The sequence below is a fragment of the Microbacterium altimontanum genome (assembly GCF_058349865.2).
In genome coordinates, this window is the sequence record NZ_JBYRJB020000006.1 from 170,858 (window position 1) to 186,041 (window position 15,184).

General features: G+C 71.4%; 16 protein-coding genes. 4 read left to right on the plus strand and 12 right to left on the minus strand.

The features are described 5' to 3' along the window. Nucleotides 1–8: 8 nt before the first annotated feature. The 8 genes from AC3RX1_RS12340 to mvk form a co-directional block, all read right to left on the minus strand. On the minus strand, nucleotides 9–806 hold the full coding sequence (locus tag AC3RX1_RS12340) for a sulfite exporter TauE/SafE family protein (protein WP_491501539.1): 798 nt from the start codon (nucleotides 804–806) through the stop codon (nucleotides 9–11). A gap of 83 nt (nucleotides 807–889) precedes the next feature. Next, entirely contained in the window at nucleotides 890–2,143 is a 1,254-nt protein-coding gene (locus AC3RX1_RS12345; RefSeq protein WP_491501540.1) for an LCP family protein, read from the minus strand. A 279-nt stretch (nucleotides 2,144–2,422) separates the two neighbouring features. Further along, on the minus strand, nucleotides 2,423–3,607 hold the full coding sequence (locus AC3RX1_RS12350) for a hydroxymethylglutaryl-CoA synthase (RefSeq protein ID WP_491501541.1): 1,185 nt from the start codon (nucleotides 3,605–3,607) through the stop codon (nucleotides 2,423–2,425). After that, nucleotides 3,604–4,653 (minus strand): hydroxymethylglutaryl-coenzyme A reductase family protein, encoded by a 1,050-nt coding sequence (locus tag AC3RX1_RS12355; RefSeq protein WP_491501542.1) that lies wholly within the window; start codon nucleotides 4,651–4,653, stop codon nucleotides 3,604–3,606. The genes AC3RX1_RS12350 and AC3RX1_RS12355 overlap by 4 nt, the downstream gene beginning before the upstream one ends. Then, nucleotides 4,650–5,726, minus strand: coding sequence for a type 2 isopentenyl-diphosphate Delta-isomerase (fni, locus tag AC3RX1_RS12360; RefSeq protein ID WP_491501543.1), 1,077 nt, complete (start codon nucleotides 5,724–5,726; stop codon nucleotides 4,650–4,652). Before fni ends, AC3RX1_RS12355 begins: the two co-directional genes overlap by 4 nt. Continuing rightward, on the minus strand, nucleotides 5,723–6,859 hold the full coding sequence (locus AC3RX1_RS12365) for a phosphomevalonate kinase (protein WP_491501544.1): 1,137 nt from the start codon (nucleotides 6,857–6,859) through the stop codon (nucleotides 5,723–5,725). Before AC3RX1_RS12365 ends, fni begins: the two co-directional genes overlap by 4 nt. Then, the gene (mvaD, locus tag AC3RX1_RS12370; RefSeq protein ID WP_491501545.1) at nucleotides 6,856–7,869 is read right to left on the minus strand and encodes a diphosphomevalonate decarboxylase; all 1,014 of its coding nucleotides are present in this window, start codon (nucleotides 7,867–7,869) and stop codon (nucleotides 6,856–6,858) included. The genes AC3RX1_RS12365 and mvaD overlap by 4 nt, the downstream gene beginning before the upstream one ends. After that, complete coding sequence (gene mvk, locus AC3RX1_RS12375; protein ID WP_491501546.1) at nucleotides 7,866–8,912, minus strand: mevalonate kinase; 1,047 nt, start codon at nucleotides 8,910–8,912, stop codon at nucleotides 7,866–7,868. Before mvk ends, mvaD begins: the two co-directional genes overlap by 4 nt. Before the next feature lie 185 nt (nucleotides 8,913–9,097). Here mvk and AC3RX1_RS12380 point away from each other — a divergent pair, with 185 nt between their 5' ends. Continuing rightward, complete coding sequence (locus tag AC3RX1_RS12380; protein ID WP_491501547.1) at nucleotides 9,098–9,526, plus strand: cupin domain-containing protein; 429 nt, start codon at nucleotides 9,098–9,100, stop codon at nucleotides 9,524–9,526. 11 nt (nucleotides 9,527–9,537) lie between these two features. Here AC3RX1_RS12380 and AC3RX1_RS12385 read toward each other — a convergent pair whose 3' ends face one another. From AC3RX1_RS12385 to AC3RX1_RS12400, 4 genes are all read right to left on the minus strand, one after another. After that, nucleotides 9,538–10,509, minus strand: a complete 972-nt coding sequence (locus AC3RX1_RS12385; protein WP_491501548.1) for a GDSL-type esterase/lipase family protein — start codon at nucleotides 10,507–10,509, stop codon at nucleotides 9,538–9,540. Between the two features lie 149 nt (nucleotides 10,510–10,658). After that, the gene (locus AC3RX1_RS12390) at nucleotides 10,659–11,507 is read right to left on the minus strand and encodes an ADP-dependent NAD(P)H-hydrate dehydratase (RefSeq protein WP_491501549.1); all 849 of its coding nucleotides are present in this window, start codon (nucleotides 11,505–11,507) and stop codon (nucleotides 10,659–10,661) included. Continuing rightward, on the minus strand, nucleotides 11,491–12,225 hold the full coding sequence (locus AC3RX1_RS12395) for a histidine phosphatase family protein (RefSeq protein ID WP_491501550.1): 735 nt from the start codon (nucleotides 12,223–12,225) through the stop codon (nucleotides 11,491–11,493). Before AC3RX1_RS12395 ends, AC3RX1_RS12390 begins: the two co-directional genes overlap by 17 nt. Before the next feature lie 18 nt (nucleotides 12,226–12,243). Then, on the minus strand, nucleotides 12,244–12,507 hold the full coding sequence (locus AC3RX1_RS12400; protein WP_498239435.1) for a hypothetical protein: 264 nt from the start codon (nucleotides 12,505–12,507) through the stop codon (nucleotides 12,244–12,246). A 159-nt stretch (nucleotides 12,508–12,666) separates the two neighbouring features. Here AC3RX1_RS12400 and arr point away from each other — a divergent pair, with 159 nt between their 5' ends. From arr to AC3RX1_RS12415, 3 genes are all read left to right on the plus strand, one after another. Then, nucleotides 12,667–13,077 carry an NAD(+)--rifampin ADP-ribosyltransferase gene (gene arr / locus AC3RX1_RS12405; RefSeq protein ID WP_491501552.1) on the plus strand — a complete coding sequence of 137 codons (411 nt, stop codon included), beginning with the start codon at nucleotides 12,667–12,669 and terminating at the stop codon, nucleotides 13,075–13,077. Between the two features lie 41 nt (nucleotides 13,078–13,118). Then, nucleotides 13,119–13,694 carry a cation efflux transmembrane domain-containing protein gene (locus tag AC3RX1_RS12410; RefSeq protein ID WP_491501553.1) on the plus strand — a complete coding sequence of 192 codons (576 nt, stop codon included), beginning with the start codon at nucleotides 13,119–13,121 and terminating at the stop codon, nucleotides 13,692–13,694. Nucleotides 13,695–13,812: 118 nt separating this feature from the next. Continuing rightward, nucleotides 13,813–14,889 (plus strand): replication initiator, encoded by a 1,077-nt coding sequence (locus AC3RX1_RS12415; RefSeq protein ID WP_491501711.1) that lies wholly within the window; start codon nucleotides 13,813–13,815, stop codon nucleotides 14,887–14,889. The last annotated feature ends 295 nt before the right edge of the window (nucleotides 14,890–15,184 follow it).

Here is a 15,184-nt window from a genome sequence, read left to right on the forward strand (position 1 = left end):
CGGCCAGTCTATCCGCGGGCGGTGCCCCGCCCGGAGCGGAGGGCCTTGAGCGCCATCTGCACCGCGATGAACACGACGAACAGCGCGAACAGGATGTTGCCGACGAACGGATCGATGAGCGTCGCGAGCCACGCGCCGAGGGCGGTCATGGTGCACGCCGCGATGCCGATGCAGGCCGCCGCGGGGATGTCGACGTTGCCGCGGCGCAGGTTGCCGACGGTCCCCGACACCGCGGTCGGGATCATCATGAGCAGCGACGTGCCCTTGGCGATCAGGTCGCTCGTGCCGAACCCGAGCATGAGCGCCGGAACGATCACGATGCCGCCGCCGACGCCGAGCAGCCCCGACAGCACGCCGGTCACGAAACCGGCGACGATGAGACCGACGATGCTGAGCACGGTGAGCTCGAGGTGCGCCTCGCGTGACGGGACGACGAAGAACAGGCCCACGACGACGACGCACAGGAACGCCACGAACGCCCACTGGAGCGCGACGACGGGGATGCGTGCCAGCAGCCACGTGCCCACCTGGGCGCCGACGACCGCCGCGGCGGCGAGGATGAGGGCCGGGATCCAGGCGACGGAGTCGTGCACCGCATACGAGATGACGCCGACGGCCGCCGTCGGGACGATCGCGGCGAGCGACGTGCCGGCCGCGCGCCGGTGCTCGAAGCCGGCGAGCAGCGTCAGCAGCGGCACGATGACCGTCCCGCCGCCCACACCGAAGAGGCCGGAGAGCAGCCCCGCGGCGAGCCCGATCGCGATGAAGAGGAGGTAGGTGCGGGGGCTGCGTGCGGTCGTGCTCATCGCGTCGAGCCTACTGCCCGGCGCGCCGGGCACAGGAACGGGAGGTGGGCGCCGCCCGCTCGGGCCGCCACCGTGGAGTCCGGCTACTGCTCGGGCCGCGTGCAGGTCGTCTGCGCCGCCGTCGTGCCGGTGATCACGCCCGGGAGGTCGACGGCATCGTCGGGGCCGGGTGTCGTCGTCGCGGTCGCGGTGGGCGTCGGGGATGGCGTCGCCGAGCCGTCGGGCACCGCTCCCTCCGCGTCGACGCCCACGCCGGCCTTGCCGGTGAGGTTCAGCGGCTTGTTGTCCTTCAGCGCCGTGAACAGCACGTCGGCGGCGCTGTGCACCGGCAGCACGCGCGAGGCGTCCGCGGGGTCGTACGTCGTGGGGTACTGCACGAAGACGATGTCCTTGTACGGCACCGACTTCACCGCCATCGCGATCTGCACCATGCGCGTCGGGTTGGCGAGGTTCTGGTCGAGCACGAGCTGCTTCTCGTTGACCTGCTGGATCGCCGTCGTCGCGAGGGCGAACAGCTTCGTGGGGTCGCCCAGCACTCCCCCCGACTGCAGCTTGCGCACGAGCGACGACATGAACTGCTGCTGGTTCGAGATGCGACCGAGGTCGGACCCGTCGCCGATGCCGTGCCGGATGCGGAGGAACTGCAGCGCCTGCGCACCCTTGAGGGTGTGCTCGCCCTTCGTGAGGTGGAGACCGGTGTGCTTGTCGTTGATGTCGCCCGCCACGCAGACATTCACGCCGCCGATCGCATCGGACATGTGGATCACGCCGGTCCATCGGATCGCCGCCGCGAACTGGATGTCGACGCCGGTGAGGTCCTTGATCGTGAGCGCCGTGCACGCGAGGCCGCCGTAGCTGTACGACACGTTGAGCATCTGCTCGCTCATCGCCGAGTACCGGCCACCGCTCGGCGACGGGCACGACGGGATCGGCACGAGCATGTCGCGGGGGAACGAGACGACGGTGACCCGCCGCGGGTTGTCGGAGATGTGCACGAGCATCGTGACGTCGTTGCGTTCGCCGCCGTCGTCGTGCGCGCACCGCGGGAAGAGCTTGAGGTCCTGTCCCTGGCACGAGTCGGTGCCGACCAGCAGGAGGTTCACGCCGCCCTCGATCTCGCCGATCGACGGCGGCAGCGGCTTGGTGGACTCGAGCGCCACGGCGTTGTCGGTGATGGTCGACGTCGTGCTCCACAGCGCGAACGCCGCCGTGCCGGCAAGCCCGAGCAGGCCGACGACGAGCACTGTCGCCGCGATCGCCACGACCTGCGTGATCGCCCGCGGCGAGCGGAGACGCCCGTGCCGCGCGAGTGGTGCGCGGGGCGGTTTCCGGCTCATGCTCGGGTCCTCTCGGGCCTGCGGAACGTCTGTCAGCGACGAACGACGGGGATGCGGTGGGCAGCGGCGTTCAGGCCGGCGACCGACGGGAAGTCTATGGGATGACTCTTCGCGTCCGCCCCGGCCCCGCTCAGGATTCGCTGGATAGCCGGGCCCGGCCGGTGGCGAACGGATGCGTCGAGCCCGCGCCCGTCACCGCGGCGGGTTCGTGAACCGCGGCCGTCGCGGTGGGCTCGTCGAACCGCGACCGTCGCGGCGGGCTCGTCGAACCCGCACCCGTCACGCGGTGCGCTCGTAGTGCCGGGTGTGCTCGCGCACCCCGGCGAGCCGGAACCAGCCCGGTGTCTCGATCGCGGTCTCGAAGTCCTCGCCCTGCACGTCGTCGACCCGCTCGTGCAGCGCCCGGTAGCGGTCGTAGTCGATCGGCTGACGCTCGTCGAGCGTCGCGGCGTCGCGCGCGGTGCGCACGACATCGCGGTACCCGGGTCGCACGACGCCGGTGAAGAACTCCGACACGCTGCCCGAGCCGTAGCTGAAGAACCCGATGCGTCGCCCGCCGAGGTCGGCCTCATCGTGCTCGAGGAGCGAGAGCAGACCGACATAGATCGACGCCGTGTAGCTGTTGCCGGTGCGCCGGTTCATCACGAGGCTCGCCTCGATCTGCGCGCGCCGCTCGTCGCGATCGAGCGGCGCGTCGGCGACCTTGACGAGCCGGTCGTGGGCCTTGACCGCCATCTTCGTGAACGGCTGGTGGTAGCAGAAGCGGTCGATCGCGGCGAAGTCGACGCCGCCGCGCGCCTGGTACTCGGCCCAGGCGCCTTCGAGCGAGCGCAGGTACGCCGCCAGCGAGTACTTGCCGTCCACGAGCGCCGTCGACAGGTAGTTCGGCCGCCAGAAGTCGTTGATGTCGTCGGTGTGGAGGCCCGTGACCGGCTCGATCTCGACGAGCGCCGGGTCGGCGCACACGAGGAACGCGACGGCAGCCGCTCCCTGCGTCGGCTCGCCGCTGGACTCGAGTGCGTACCGCGCGACATCGCTCGCGATCACGAGCACCTTCTCGGTCGTATCGCGCGCCACGATCCCGAGCGCGAACTGGAGGGCGGCCGTCGCCGAGTAGCAGGCCTGCTTGAGCTCGACGACGCGGCAGTTCTCGCCCATGCCAAGCAGGCCGTGCACGAAGACCCCGGCGGATTTCGACTGGTCGATGCCCGACTCGGTGGCGAACAGCAGAGTGCGGATGCCGTCGGAGCCGTGCCGGTCGAGGATCTGCGCGGCCGCTTCGGCGCCCATCGTGACGATGTCCTCGTCGACGGCCGGCACGCTCATCTCGGTCTGGCCGATGCCGATGTAGAACTTGTCGACGTCGATGCCCTGCCGACGTGCCAGCTCGCCCAGGTCGAGCACCTGGTGCGCTGTCGCGAAGGCGAGGTCGTGGATGCCGACCCGCAGCTCGGACGCCGTCATCGCGCGGCCTTCCTCTCGATCGTCAGGTGGGCGGCCATCAGCTCGCCCGGGTTCGTCTGCGCCGCCATGAGCGACAGCTCGCCGCACAGGACCGTGGCCGCGCACAGCACCGCGAGCCGACGCGCGTTCTCGCCCGGTTCCCGCTCGTCGGCGCATCCCAGTCGTGCGAGGTTCTCCCCCACGAACGGCAGATCCTTGCCGTTGCCGACCGTGCCGACGATGAGGTTCGGCAGCGTGCACGAGAAGTACAGGTCGCCGCCGCGCACCTCGGCGTGCGTGATGCCCTGCGCCCCCTCGACGATGTTCGCCGCGTCCTGTCCTGTGGCGAGGTAGAAGCCGAGCAGCATATTCGCGTAGTGCGCGTTGGCGCTGCGCAGGCCCCCGGCCGTGATCGTGCCGATGAGGTTCTTGCGCACGTTGAGCTCGGCGATCGCCTCGGGACTCGTGTGCAGCCGCCGGGTGACGACCTCGCGGGGGATGAGCAGCTCGGTGACGACGTTCTTGCCGCGGCCGAGGATGCCGTTGACGGCGGTCGCCTTCTTGTCCGAGCAGTAGTTCCCCGAGATCGACCCGTACCGCAGCCCCGGAACGCTGCCGAGGATGTGATCCATGAGCCGGTCGCTCGCGAGAGTGACCATGTTGTGCCCCGACGCATCCCCCGTCGTCAGCTCGAAGCGCACGAACAGCAGATTCCCGACGATCTGGTGATGGATGTCGACGAGCCGCGCGAACCGGCTCGCCGTGCCGACGACCTGCTGCAGCTCGTCGCGGCGGCCGTTCAGCAGCTGCATCGCGGCGACCGCGGTGGCGGCGTCGTCGGCCTCGAACAGCACCGACCGTGCCATCCGCTCATCGACGAGCGTCGCGACGATCCCCCGCTCGGTGAGCGTGGAGATCTTCGCCCCGCGCCCGACGGACGGCCACAGCGGCGTCTCATACGTCGCGAGCGGCACCTCCTGCAACCCGGTCATCACGTTGCCGCTGACCGAGATCGGCCCGACCCATTTCATCGGGACCGGGGCGGCCGAGATCGTCTCGTCCCTCATGCGCTCTTCCTCGTCGTGGTGCTTCGCTCGCTGTACGCGGCGGCGTCGATGGCGCGCAGCTCGCAGAACTCGCGCACGCTTCCGCGCAGCAGCAGGTCGGTGGCGCCCAGTGACGCCGGGTCGGGCGCGCCGAGCAGCGCGTGCAGCTGCGCGATCTGTTCGAGCCACGCCCGGATGAGCTCGATCAGGGCGTCCTCGCCGCCGTCGAGCACCGCGTGCAGGAACACTCCCGAGACCCCGACGGCGCGCGCGCCGAGCGCGAGCGCGCGGACCACGTCGAGGGGCGTGCGCACGCCGCCGGAGGCGACGAGAGCGGGGACGCGGGTGGCCGCTGCAGCGTCGAGCAGGCTGCACACCGCCGACTGCCCCCATCCGGCCATGAAGCCGTAGTCGCGCTCGGGCCGGCGCGAGTTCTCGATGCGGGCGAAGTCGGTGCCGCCTGAGCCGCTCACGTCGGCGATCGCGACGCCGAGGTCGGCGAGCAGCTCGAGCGTCGGGCGGCTCAGCCCGAACCCGACCTCCTTGACGACGACGGGCACCTCCACGCCGTCGACGATCTCGGCGATGCGGTCGGGCCACGCGGAGAATCCGCGACTGCCCTCGGGCATCACGGTCTCCTGCACGCTGTTGAGGTGGATCTGCAAAGCATCGGCCTCGAGGATGTCGACGGCCCGGCGGGCCTGGCCGGGGGTCGCGTCGGCGCTGAGGTTCGCCAGCACGAAGCCGTCGGGGTTCTCGTCGCGCAGCACGCGGAACGTGGGGATCGTGCTCTCGTCGCGCAGCGCCATGCTCATCGAGCCCGAAGCGATCGCCACCCCCGTCTCACGCGCGGCGATCGCGAGCGAGCGGTTGATGCGCCCGGTGCGCTCGCTGCCGCCGGTCATGCCGTTGATGTAGAGCGGTACCTGCCATGCGATGCCGGCGATCTCGGTGCCGAGGCCCACCCGGTCGCGGTCGATGCCGGCGAGGGCGTGATGGAGGAACCGGACGTCGTCGAAGTCGTTGCGGGCGGCGTCGCCGGTCTGCTGCGCGTCGGCCAGCTCGACGTGCTGGTCCTTGCGTTCGCTGCTCATTCGTCGATCGCCCCCTGCGCATCCTGCACCTGCAGATCGAGGTGGCGGATGTCGCCCTGCTCCCACTCTGTCATCATCCGGTGGATGTCGGCTCCGAGCGGCGCCAGGACGATGCCGCAGTCGCCGCCGCCGGCGCCCGACGACTTGCCGGCGGCACCCGCCGCCTCGGCGCTGTCGCAGAGGGCGGCCAGGCGCGGCGTCTCGATCTGCAGGCCCGCCTTCCGTGCGAGGTCGCCGAGGGCGGCGCGCGCGGCCCGGACGGCGACGAGCGCCCCCTCGGCGTCCTGCGCGTCGAGGGCTGCCACGAGGGACTCGACGGCGGCACGGGATGCGGCGAGGAACGTGCCGTATCCCTCGGGGTCGGGGCGGGTGCGGTGCTGCACGCTGCCCACGAGCCGCTCGGTCGAGGCGGGCTGGCCGGTCCAGCCGACGATCAGGCGCAGGTCGTCGGGCGCGGGAAGGCGGCGCACGGAGAGGCCGGGCCAGTCGTACTCGAGCAGCTCCTGCACCCCCTCGGCCTCCGCCGCGGCGAGCAGGCGGTCGCGGTCGGGGGCGCTGTAGGCGATCCAGCCGCCGAACGCGCTCGCGGCCACGTCGCCGCCCGACGCCGCCGGCGACACGCGCACGGTGGCGATGAGCGCGACCTTGAACAGCTCGAGCCCCGACAGGTGCAGGCCGTAGAACTCGTCGAGCGCCCGGACCGTGGCGACCGTCACCGCGGCAGACGAGCCGAGCCCGAACTTGCGGCCCGACACGTCGTCGAGCTCGCTCGAGATGCGGATGTCGCAGAACCGCGGCGCGATGCCGCGTTCGGCGACGAGCTGCTCGACGGTGCCGATGGCCGACAGCACGTAGTCGTAGGGGCGGTGGTCCTGGTCGAGCACGACGACGCCGTCGTCGCGGGTCCACAGCAGGGGCGCGCGGCCGTATTGCCCGGACGAGATGCTGCCACGGACGCCGGCGGCCGGCTCGAGCTCGACGACGATGTGCCGATCGACGGCGACGAGCACCGACGGCTGGCCGGGCTCGACGACGGCGTACTCGCCGGCGATGAAGAGCTTCCCCGGGGCGTGGGCGCGGATGACTCCGCCCGACGGGGACTGCGGGTCTGCCGTGTTCGCCGCCGCGCTCATGCCGTCGCCTCGACGAGGTGCGCGCCGAGGCCGGCATGGGCGGCGACGAGGCGGTCGGCCGGCATGTCGGCGGCGAGCGCCGCGTGCACGGCTTCCACGTCCTCGTCACGGCAGACGAACACGACGTTCGGCCCCGCGTCGGCGGTGGCATAGGCCTCGAGCCCGTCGGCGCGCAGGCGCGCGGCGGCGTCGAACAGGGCGACGCTCTGCGGCGCGAGGTAGCGGATGGGCGGCCGCGAGCCCATGATCGCGGCGTGCATGCGCAGCGCGTTCGATTCGGTGATCTCTCCGATCGCCGTGACGTCGCCGCGGTCGAACGCCGCGCGCATCTCCTCGAGATCTGCGGCGGCGGCGGCCACCCAGGCGTCGGCGTAGGGGGATGTCGCGCGCGTGCGCCGCATCGCCTCGCGGCTGGAGACGGCCTTCGTGCCGGAATCGACGACGGCGATCACCATGCCGAGGGCCGGGCCCGGAACCGGCTCCGCGAACGACGTCGCGTCGTCGGTGCCGGCATGCCAGATCGCGGTGCCGCCCACGATCGAGCGGCACGCCGAGCCCGAGCCGCGGCGGGCGAGCCGGCTGAGCGCTCGCGCGTCGAGATCGAGACCGTACGCGTCGGCCGCGGCGACCGCGAGCGCGGCGAAGCCCGACGCCGACGACGCGAGGCCCGCCCCGGTCGGCACCGAGTTGCGAGTGTCGACGCGCGCGCGGGCGGTGTTTCCCGCCCGCTCACGCACGACGTCGAGGAAGGCGCTGACGCGGTCGGCGACGGTGCTCGTCGGACCCGTGCCGGTCGAGTCGGTTCCCGTCACCCCCGCGCCCGTCAACTCCACGCCGTCGAAGACGACGGCGTCGGCCGAGGCATCCGTGTCGACCGTCACTGTCGTCGTCGTGGGGTACACGTCGAGCGTGAGGGAGAGGCTGCCGGTGAGGGGCAGGATGAGGGCGTCGTCACGCTTGCCCCAGTACTTGACGAGGGCGATGTTGGGATGGGCGACGGCTGTGCTCATGCGGCGATGTCCCTCGGGTGCAGCATCCAGGTGCGCTCCGCCCCCGCCGACAGCAGGGCGGCGGCGACGGCGCCCGCCTCCTCGTCGGTGGAGGCGAGTGCGAGGACGCAGCCGCCCCGTCCGCCGCCGGTGAGCTTCGCCCCGAGCGCGCCGGCGTCGCGCGCCGCGGCGACGAGGCGGTCGAGCTGTGGACTGCTCACCGCGAGTTCACGCAGCAGTTCGTGCGTCTCGGTCATCCGCTCCCCCAGCCGTGCGCGATCGTCGGCGGCGAGGTCGTCGACCGCGGCCTCGGTGTGCTCCTGGATGCGGGCCAGGACGCCGGCGACTCGCAGCGGATCGGCGTCCTTGAGCGCCGCGACACCCGCGACGGCCTCGCGCGTGCGCCCGCGCAGACCGGTGTCGGCGATGACGAACACGCCACCGAGCGCGGAGGCGAGCGCGCGGGACTGTCCGGCGCGGAACCAGACGGGTGTCTCGGAGACGACGGATCGCGCGTCGAGCCCACTGGGCGTGCCGTGCGCGACGCGCTCGGCCGCCTGCGTCAGCTCGAAGAGCTCCTGCGCGCCGAGTTCGACGCCGCAGCGCCGGGCGACGGCGGCGCTGATCGCCGCGGCGACGGCGGCGCTCGAGCCGAGCCCGCGCTCGGCGGGGATCTCGCCGTCGATGCGCACCGCCAGGTTCTCGGCGGGAGCGCCGACGAACCGCAGCGTCTCCGTGATCGCGGTGACGGGGGCGGCGAGCAGTTCGGGTGCGGCGGCGACCGGTCCGCGGTAGAGCACCGAGTCGATCCACAGGGGCCGGTCGGTGCGGGTGACCGAGGCCGTGAGCGTCAGGCCGTGGACGGGCAGGGCGATCGCGGGGGCGCCGTGCACGACGGCGTGCTCGCCGAGCAGGATGACCTTCGCGTGCGCGGTCGCGCGCGCCTCGAAGGGCCGGCTCCCGCCCGGCTCGGCTGACTCGTCGGCCGACGGCGACGTCGCGGGGGCGACGCGGTCCACCGCGCCCGTCAACGGGTCCCAGAGGCGACCTGTCACGCCGGCCATGTGTCTCCTGGTCTGTCGGGAACGCGGGATCCTCGGCCGCGAATGCGAGCGTGCGGCGCACGCTGCGGATCCGGCCGCCCATCCTCGCGGGTGCGCTCGTGCGCCCGCCATCCGTCGATTTTATCCGCAGAGGGCCTGGCCGTGGCTGGGACCGGGCCGAGTGCCGCCGCCGCTACTGTGGCGGCATGACGGATTACCACGTTCTGGAGATCGGCGCCCCCGACACCTGGCGCGAGTTCTACGGCGGGTTCACGCCCGCGACGTCGCGCGACGGGCGCCGGGTCGTCGACGACGAGCTGACGACGCAGTACATCGGGATGACGGCGAACGCGTACGAGCCCGGCGAACAGGCCGGCTACTGGCACCGGCACAGTCGCATCGAGGAGCTGTACGTGTTCCTCGCGGGCCGCGGCCAGATGGGTCTGGACGACGAGGTCGTCGACGTCGGCCCGGGCACGGTCGTGCAGGTCGGCCAGGGCGTGTGGCGCACGTGGCGCTGTGTGCCCGACAGCCCCGAGCAGCTCCGCTGGCTGTGCATCCGCGCCGGGGGCGAGGACCTGCCCGAGCGCCCGGACGACAGCGAGCGTGGGCCCGACCGGCCCATGCCCTGGTGACGCCACCGGGCTCAGACGACAGTCTCCTCGACGGACGCGGTGTGCGCGTCGGGGGCGACCGGCCGCTCGCTCTCCGCCGCCGTCAGCCGCGCGCCGATCTGGCGTGACGCACGGAACGCCCACCAGGCGAGCGGATGGCGGCGGCCCTTGCGGTACACGCGGTACGGCACGTGCGCGTCCTCGGCGCGCGGATATCCCGCTGCTGCGCACACGCTCGGCAGGATCGCGGCGGCGGCCGCCTCGTAGCCCGCATCCGAAGGGTGCAGGTGGTCATGCGCGGAGAACATCCCCTCGGGATCGCGATGGAACAGCGGGCCGAGGATGTCGCCGAGCGCGACCGTGCGGCCCCCCGCCCGCAGCACCACGATGGCCTGACCGGTGGCCACGAGCCGGCTGTACCAATGGGCGAAGAACCGCAGCGGCTGGCTGAACGGGTGGACGGTCCCCAGGTCGGGGCACGTGGCGACGACGACCTGCACGCGGTCGCGCCGCAGCTGATGCACGGTCTCCGACAGCGGCCACAGCGCGTCCGTCAGCCGCTTCAGATGCATGACGTCGTTCGCGCCGATCACCATCACCACGACGTCGAGGGCGACGACCTCGCGGAGCCGCGCGAGCTGCGCGATCAGGGCTGTCGACTCGGCGCCGACCTCTGCGACGTTCGTGAGGACGACCGGGCGGTCGGCGGCCTCGGCGAGGCCCTGCGCGAGGAGCACGCCCGGAGTGCGGTCGGCGTCGAGGGCGCCGTAGCCGACGGCGAGCGAGTCGCCCATGACGCCGAGGGAGATCGCCTCTCCCCCGCGGTCGCCGCCGAACGTGCCCTCACGGGGGACGACGGAGTCGAGGAGCGTCGCCACGAGGCGCTCCCGTGCGAGCAGGCCTTCCGCGAGGGTCAGGGCCCCCACCGCTGTGGCGAACCCCACCACCGACCCCGCCGCGACCCCGATCGTGCGCAGCACGCGCAACCAGGCGGGCAGCGGCATCCGTCGTTCCTTCGATGCCCTCCGTGCACTCATGCTCGCCCCTCGTTCCCCAGCGTATTCCGCGCCGAACCCACGCGGTCGTGCCCTCAGCAAACGCCTATCGCACTCGTAGCACCAGCCCCTCCGTCAGCCGGAGAGCCGCGCCGCGCTCACCCGCCGGCCTCGGTCGCGTCGAGCACCGCGAAGGGCAGTTCGCCGGCGAGTTCACGCGCGAGGAAGCCCAGGCCGTGCGTCGCGGTGAGGCGGGCACCGGCCCTGGCGTGTGCCCACAGGCCCCAGATCGCGGCCCGTGGCGCCGGCACACCGCGCGCGACGAACCCGGTGATCGCGCCGGCGAGGACATCGCCGCTTCCGGCGGTGGCGAGGCTGGCGCTCGCTCCCTCGATCCGCCAGAGTGTGCCGTCGGGTTCCACGACCTGGCCGTAGCTGGCGACCACGGCGTTGTAGCGGTCGGCGACCGACCGCAGACCATCGGTGAGGTCGTCGACATCCTCATCCAGGAGGATCGCGACTTCGTCCTTGTTCGGGGTGAGGATGAGGTCATCCGGCACCATCCGCCGATCGACGTCGGGCAGCACCCCGAGGCCATACGCGTCGACGACGAGGCGCCGCGGCGACGTCGCAAGGATGGCCTCGAGCGTCGATCGGGTCTCGGCGATGTCATCGAAGCCCGGACCGATCAGGACCGCATCAGCCCTGCCGAGGGACGCGGCCGCGCGCTCGGGCATCGGATCGTCCGGTCGGTCGGGAAGGGTGAGCACGGCGGCTTCCGGCAGCAGGCCCGCGAGCTGCGCGTCGATGGAACCCGGAACGAGCACGGCGGCGCGCCCGGCGCCGACGCGCATCGCCGCTTCGAAGGCGAGGATCACCGCCCCGGGCGTGCGACGAGAGGCGCCGACGATGACGAGGTCGCCGCGATCCTTCTTCGATTCCCCCGGATCGGGCAGACCCCACTGCCGCAGGAGGTCCGCGTCGACGCGCTCACTGCGGGTGGACATTGCCGTGTCCCGGATGAGCGGTGACATCGACGTCTTCGGCACGCAGGTGCGACACATCCGCGAACGAGTCGAGCGTCCACGTTCCGTCGGCGTAGGAGAGGTGCGTGACGGAGGCGTTGAGGACGGTGCCGCCGGCGGCGAGGTCGAGGGTCTCGGTCTCGTCCATGCCGAGGAGGATGGAGATGAGGAGCACGACGACGGCGTCATGGGCGACGACCAGCATCGAGGTCGCGTCGGCGGTGGCGGTGCTTGTGGCCGCTTCGCCGAGGAAGCCGCGGAGGCGGAGCCGCACGTCGACCCATGATTCGCCGCCGGGCGGCCGGTGGTAGTACTTGCCGAGGAAGCGGCGGCGCTCCCATTCCTCGGGGTAGCGCTGCTGCACTCCGCGGCGCGTGAGCCGGTCGAGGATGCCGAGCTCGCGGTCGCGGAGTCGCTCGTCAGTGCCGGCGGTGTGGGAGGAGTCGGCGCGGGCGGCGGCGATCTGCCAGGTCTGCTGGGCGCGCGCATAGGGCGAGACCATCACGACGTCGATGTCGTCGCGATGCGCGGCGAGCCAGTCGCCGAATGCTGTGGCCTGCTCGCGCCCTGTGGGAGAGAGCGGCACATCGGCGTCGCGGATGTCGATGGGGACGACCTCTGAGCCGTCGGCCTCGGCGCGGGATGCGGCGACGTTTCCCTCGCTCTCACCGTGCCGGGTGAGCCAGATGTGGGTGATCATCTTCTGCCGGCGTTGGGATCACATGACGTCGAAGAAGCCGCCGAAGGGCGCCTCTTCGTCTCCGATGTCGCGGGAATCGAACTGCACCGTCTCGATCGAGAAGGTGACCTGGGTGCCCGAGGAGATGAGCACGCTGACCTCCCGGTTGCCGACGACCGTGAAGTTGACGAAGTCGCCATCGGACTTCATCGCCGCGACGATGCGCCGCTTCAAGTCGTCGATGTCCTGACCTTGCGCGAGGAAATGCACGCCGCCGTTGACGGCGATCTCGGTTCGGACCATCGTCCCCACGTCAGTCATCTCGCGTCTCCACGTCAGTCATCTCGCCACGCTATCGGGCCCTCGATATCGATGCCAGGGCCCTTTACAAGGGAGATTCGTCGTGGCACTGTGCGGACACGAGGTGATGGATCCCCCGCGCGGTCCGCGTAGGCTGGCGCGGTGAGCGAGGCGCTGGACGAGGGACCGTTCTATCACGGCACGAAAGCCGACCTCCAGGTGGGAGATCTGCTGACCGCGGGCTACCGGTCGAACTACCGGCCCGAAGTGGTGATGAACCACATCTACTTCACGGCTCTTCGCGACGGTGCGGGGCTTGCCGCCGAACTCGCGGCGGGCGACGCCGAGCCGCGCGTGTACGTCGTGGAGCCGACCGGGGAGTTCGAGAACGACCCGAACGTGACCGACAAGAAGTTCCCGGGGAACCCCACCCGGTCGTACCGCAGCACCGCACCGCTGCGGATCGTCGGCGAGGTGACCGACTGGACGCGGCTGTCGGCCGAGGCGCTCCAGGAGTGGAAGGCGAAGATCGCGGCGCTGACCTCCGGCGGAGGCGGCGAGATCGTCAACTGAGCGCCTCGTCGAAGACGACATGACGCTGGCACGATGAAGTCATGCAGGCGCTGCGCCGGATCGTGCTCATCATCGCGCTTCTCAACCTCGGCTACTTCTTGGTCGAGTTCGGGGTAGCTCTCGCCATCGGGTCGGTATCACTGTTCGCCGACTCGGTCGACTTCCTTGAGGACACCCTGATCAACCTGCTCATCTTCGCAGCGCTGCCGTGGTCCCCGTCCCGGCGACGTCTGGTCGGTTCGGTACTGGCGTTCGTCATCCTGATCCCGGCCCTCGCGACGATCTGGACCGCCGTGGTCAAGGTCCTCGACCCTTACCCTCCCGCGCCTATCCCCCTCTCGCTCACCGCGCTCGGTGCGCTCGTGGTGAACCTGGCGTGCGCGCTGCTTCTCGTCCGGCACCGCCATCACAGCGGCAGCCTCACGAAAGCAGCATGGCTCTCAGCGCGGAATGACTCGATTGCGAACCTTGCGGTCATTGCCGTCGGCGTCGCGACGATCTGGCTCACCACAGGCTGGCTGGACATCGTCGTCGGAATCGGGATCGGCCTTCTCAACGCCGATGCGGCTCGGTCGGTGTGGAGCGCCGCACGGCGGGAGGCCGAGCCGACACCGTGACCGTCAGGGTGTCCAATACGACAAAACCCCCGACGCATCGAGGGTTCAATCTGTAGCAGGAGCGGGGCTTGAACCCGCGACCTCACGATTATGAGGCGTGTCAGCCGTCGCCGAGGCGATGGAGCGACTCTCCCCAGAGCAAGACGCGCAGCGCGCAGAGGTCATCGCGCGCGGGTGCTCCCGTCCGATTCGTACGCGGTCGGGTGTGTGGGTGCGGTGCGGTTCGCGGATCAAATCGCGGTGCCCGTCGTGCGCTGAGTTGTACCGGTCCGACTGGGCCGCCATCGCCCGGTCGGGCATCTTCGATGGGCCGGTGGAGCACTACCGGTTCTATCTCCTGACGCTGACGGCGCCCTCGTTCGGGCGCGTGCATCGGGTGCCGCGAGCCGGGTCGCGGTCGGCGGATCGCTGCGGGTGCGGCCGTGTGCACACCGGCGACGATGCGGGGCTGCGAGGGGTGCCGCTGGACGCGGCGGCGTACGACTATGCCGGGCAGGTCGCGTGGAATCGTGATGCGGGCGTGCTGTGGGATCGGACGCGGCGACGGCTGCGCGATCGGTGGGATTCGGTCGAGTTCTTCATCGTGCGCGAGTGGCAGGAGCGAGGCGTTCTCCACGTTCATGCAGTCGTGCGGATCGCCCGCTATGAGGCGCCCCCGCCGGACGCGTTGCGGGATGCTGCGCGGTCGGCGTCGGCGGTGTCGTTCGACGGATCGATTGTCGAGTGGGGCGAGCAGGCGCAGTGCGACTCGTTCCGGGCGGACGGCGACGGCGCCAAGACGATCTGGTATCTGTCGAAGGCACTGAACTACGTCCTCAAGGACGTGGCGACGGATGCCGCGGCGGCGCCCGTCGAGGTGTGGGCGCATCAGGTGCGGCTCATGGCTGCGGCTAAGCGGATGCGGTGCTGTGCGGAGTGCGAGCCCTCGACGTGCGGCAAGCGCATCCACGACCGGTACGGGGCACGCGCGCAGGTGGTCAGCGCGTCGCGGCGGACCAAGACGCGGCCGGGGTGGTCGTTCACCGGCCTCACGCGGACGGTACAGCGGCGCATGCGGCTTGCCTGGTACCTCGAGAGGGTCGCGGCCGAGGCAGGCGCGAGCGAAGCCGGCGACGGGTCGCAGGCCGGGTCGCTCGAGGCGGCGGCGCTGCGCTCCCGGGATGAGGTCGCCGTTCTCGCGGCGGCGGGACCTTGAGAGGGGGTGACTGTGTGGCTGCTGCTGACTGCGAGCTCTGCGCCCTGATCGGGCATCGCTCGTGCGACACGTGCGGGCGCCCTATCTGGGACGCCGACGACGTGAACGAACAGACGTTGATTCGTGACGCCTTCGGGCGGGAACTGTGCCCCGATTGCGCGTAATGGCGCATGCGAGTGCACCGCGGTGGGAGAGGGGCCGCGGGATGCGCGCCGGTGCGGATGCGCGGGACGCGCGCCGCACGGCACGCGCCCGGTGCCCCTCGGCCACGGGTGGGCTCGAAGGTGTCATGTCG

Coding starts and splice junctions, on each gene's coding strand:
- AC3RX1_RS12350 (WP_491501541.1), bottom strand. CDS start 3,607: ATGACGGCGTCCGAGCTGCGGGTCGGCATCCACGACCTCGCCTTCGCG.
- mvaD (WP_491501545.1), bottom strand. CDS start 7,869: ATGAGCACAGCCGTCGCCCATCCCAACATCGCCCTCGTCAAGTACTGG.
- AC3RX1_RS12355 (WP_491501542.1), bottom strand. CDS start 4,653: ATGAGGGACGAGACGATCTCGGCCGCCCCGGTCCCGATGAAATGGGTC.
- AC3RX1_RS12415 (WP_491501711.1), top strand. CDS start 13,813: ATGGAGCGACTCTCCCCAGAGCAAGACGCGCAGCGCGCAGAGGTCATC.
- AC3RX1_RS12390 (WP_491501549.1), bottom strand. CDS start 11,507: ATGTCCACCCGCAGTGAGCGCGTCGACGCGGACCTCCTGCGGCAGTGG.
- AC3RX1_RS12400 (WP_498239435.1), bottom strand. CDS start 12,507: ATGGTCCGAACCGAGATCGCCGTCAACGGCGGCGTGCATTTCCTCGCG.
- AC3RX1_RS12410 (WP_491501553.1), top strand. CDS start 13,119: ATGCAGGCGCTGCGCCGGATCGTGCTCATCATCGCGCTTCTCAACCTC.
- fni (WP_491501543.1), bottom strand. CDS start 5,726: ATGAGCAGCGAACGCAAGGACCAGCACGTCGAGCTGGCCGACGCGCAG.
- AC3RX1_RS12380 (WP_491501547.1), top strand. CDS start 9,098: ATGACGGATTACCACGTTCTGGAGATCGGCGCCCCCGACACCTGGCGC.
- mvk (WP_491501546.1), bottom strand. CDS start 8,912: ATGGCCGGCGTGACAGGTCGCCTCTGGGACCCGTTGACGGGCGCGGTG.
- AC3RX1_RS12340 (WP_491501539.1), bottom strand. CDS start 806: ATGAGCACGACCGCACGCAGCCCCCGCACCTACCTCCTCTTCATCGCG.
- AC3RX1_RS12395 (WP_491501550.1), bottom strand. CDS start 12,225: ATGATCACCCACATCTGGCTCACCCGGCACGGTGAGAGCGAGGGAAAC.
- AC3RX1_RS12345 (WP_491501540.1), bottom strand. CDS start 2,143: ATGAGCCGGAAACCGCCCCGCGCACCACTCGCGCGGCACGGGCGTCTC.
- AC3RX1_RS12365 (WP_491501544.1), bottom strand. CDS start 6,859: ATGAGCGCGGCGGCGAACACGGCAGACCCGCAGTCCCCGTCGGGCGGA.
- AC3RX1_RS12385 (WP_491501548.1), bottom strand. CDS start 10,509: ATGCCGCTGCCCGCCTGGTTGCGCGTGCTGCGCACGATCGGGGTCGCG.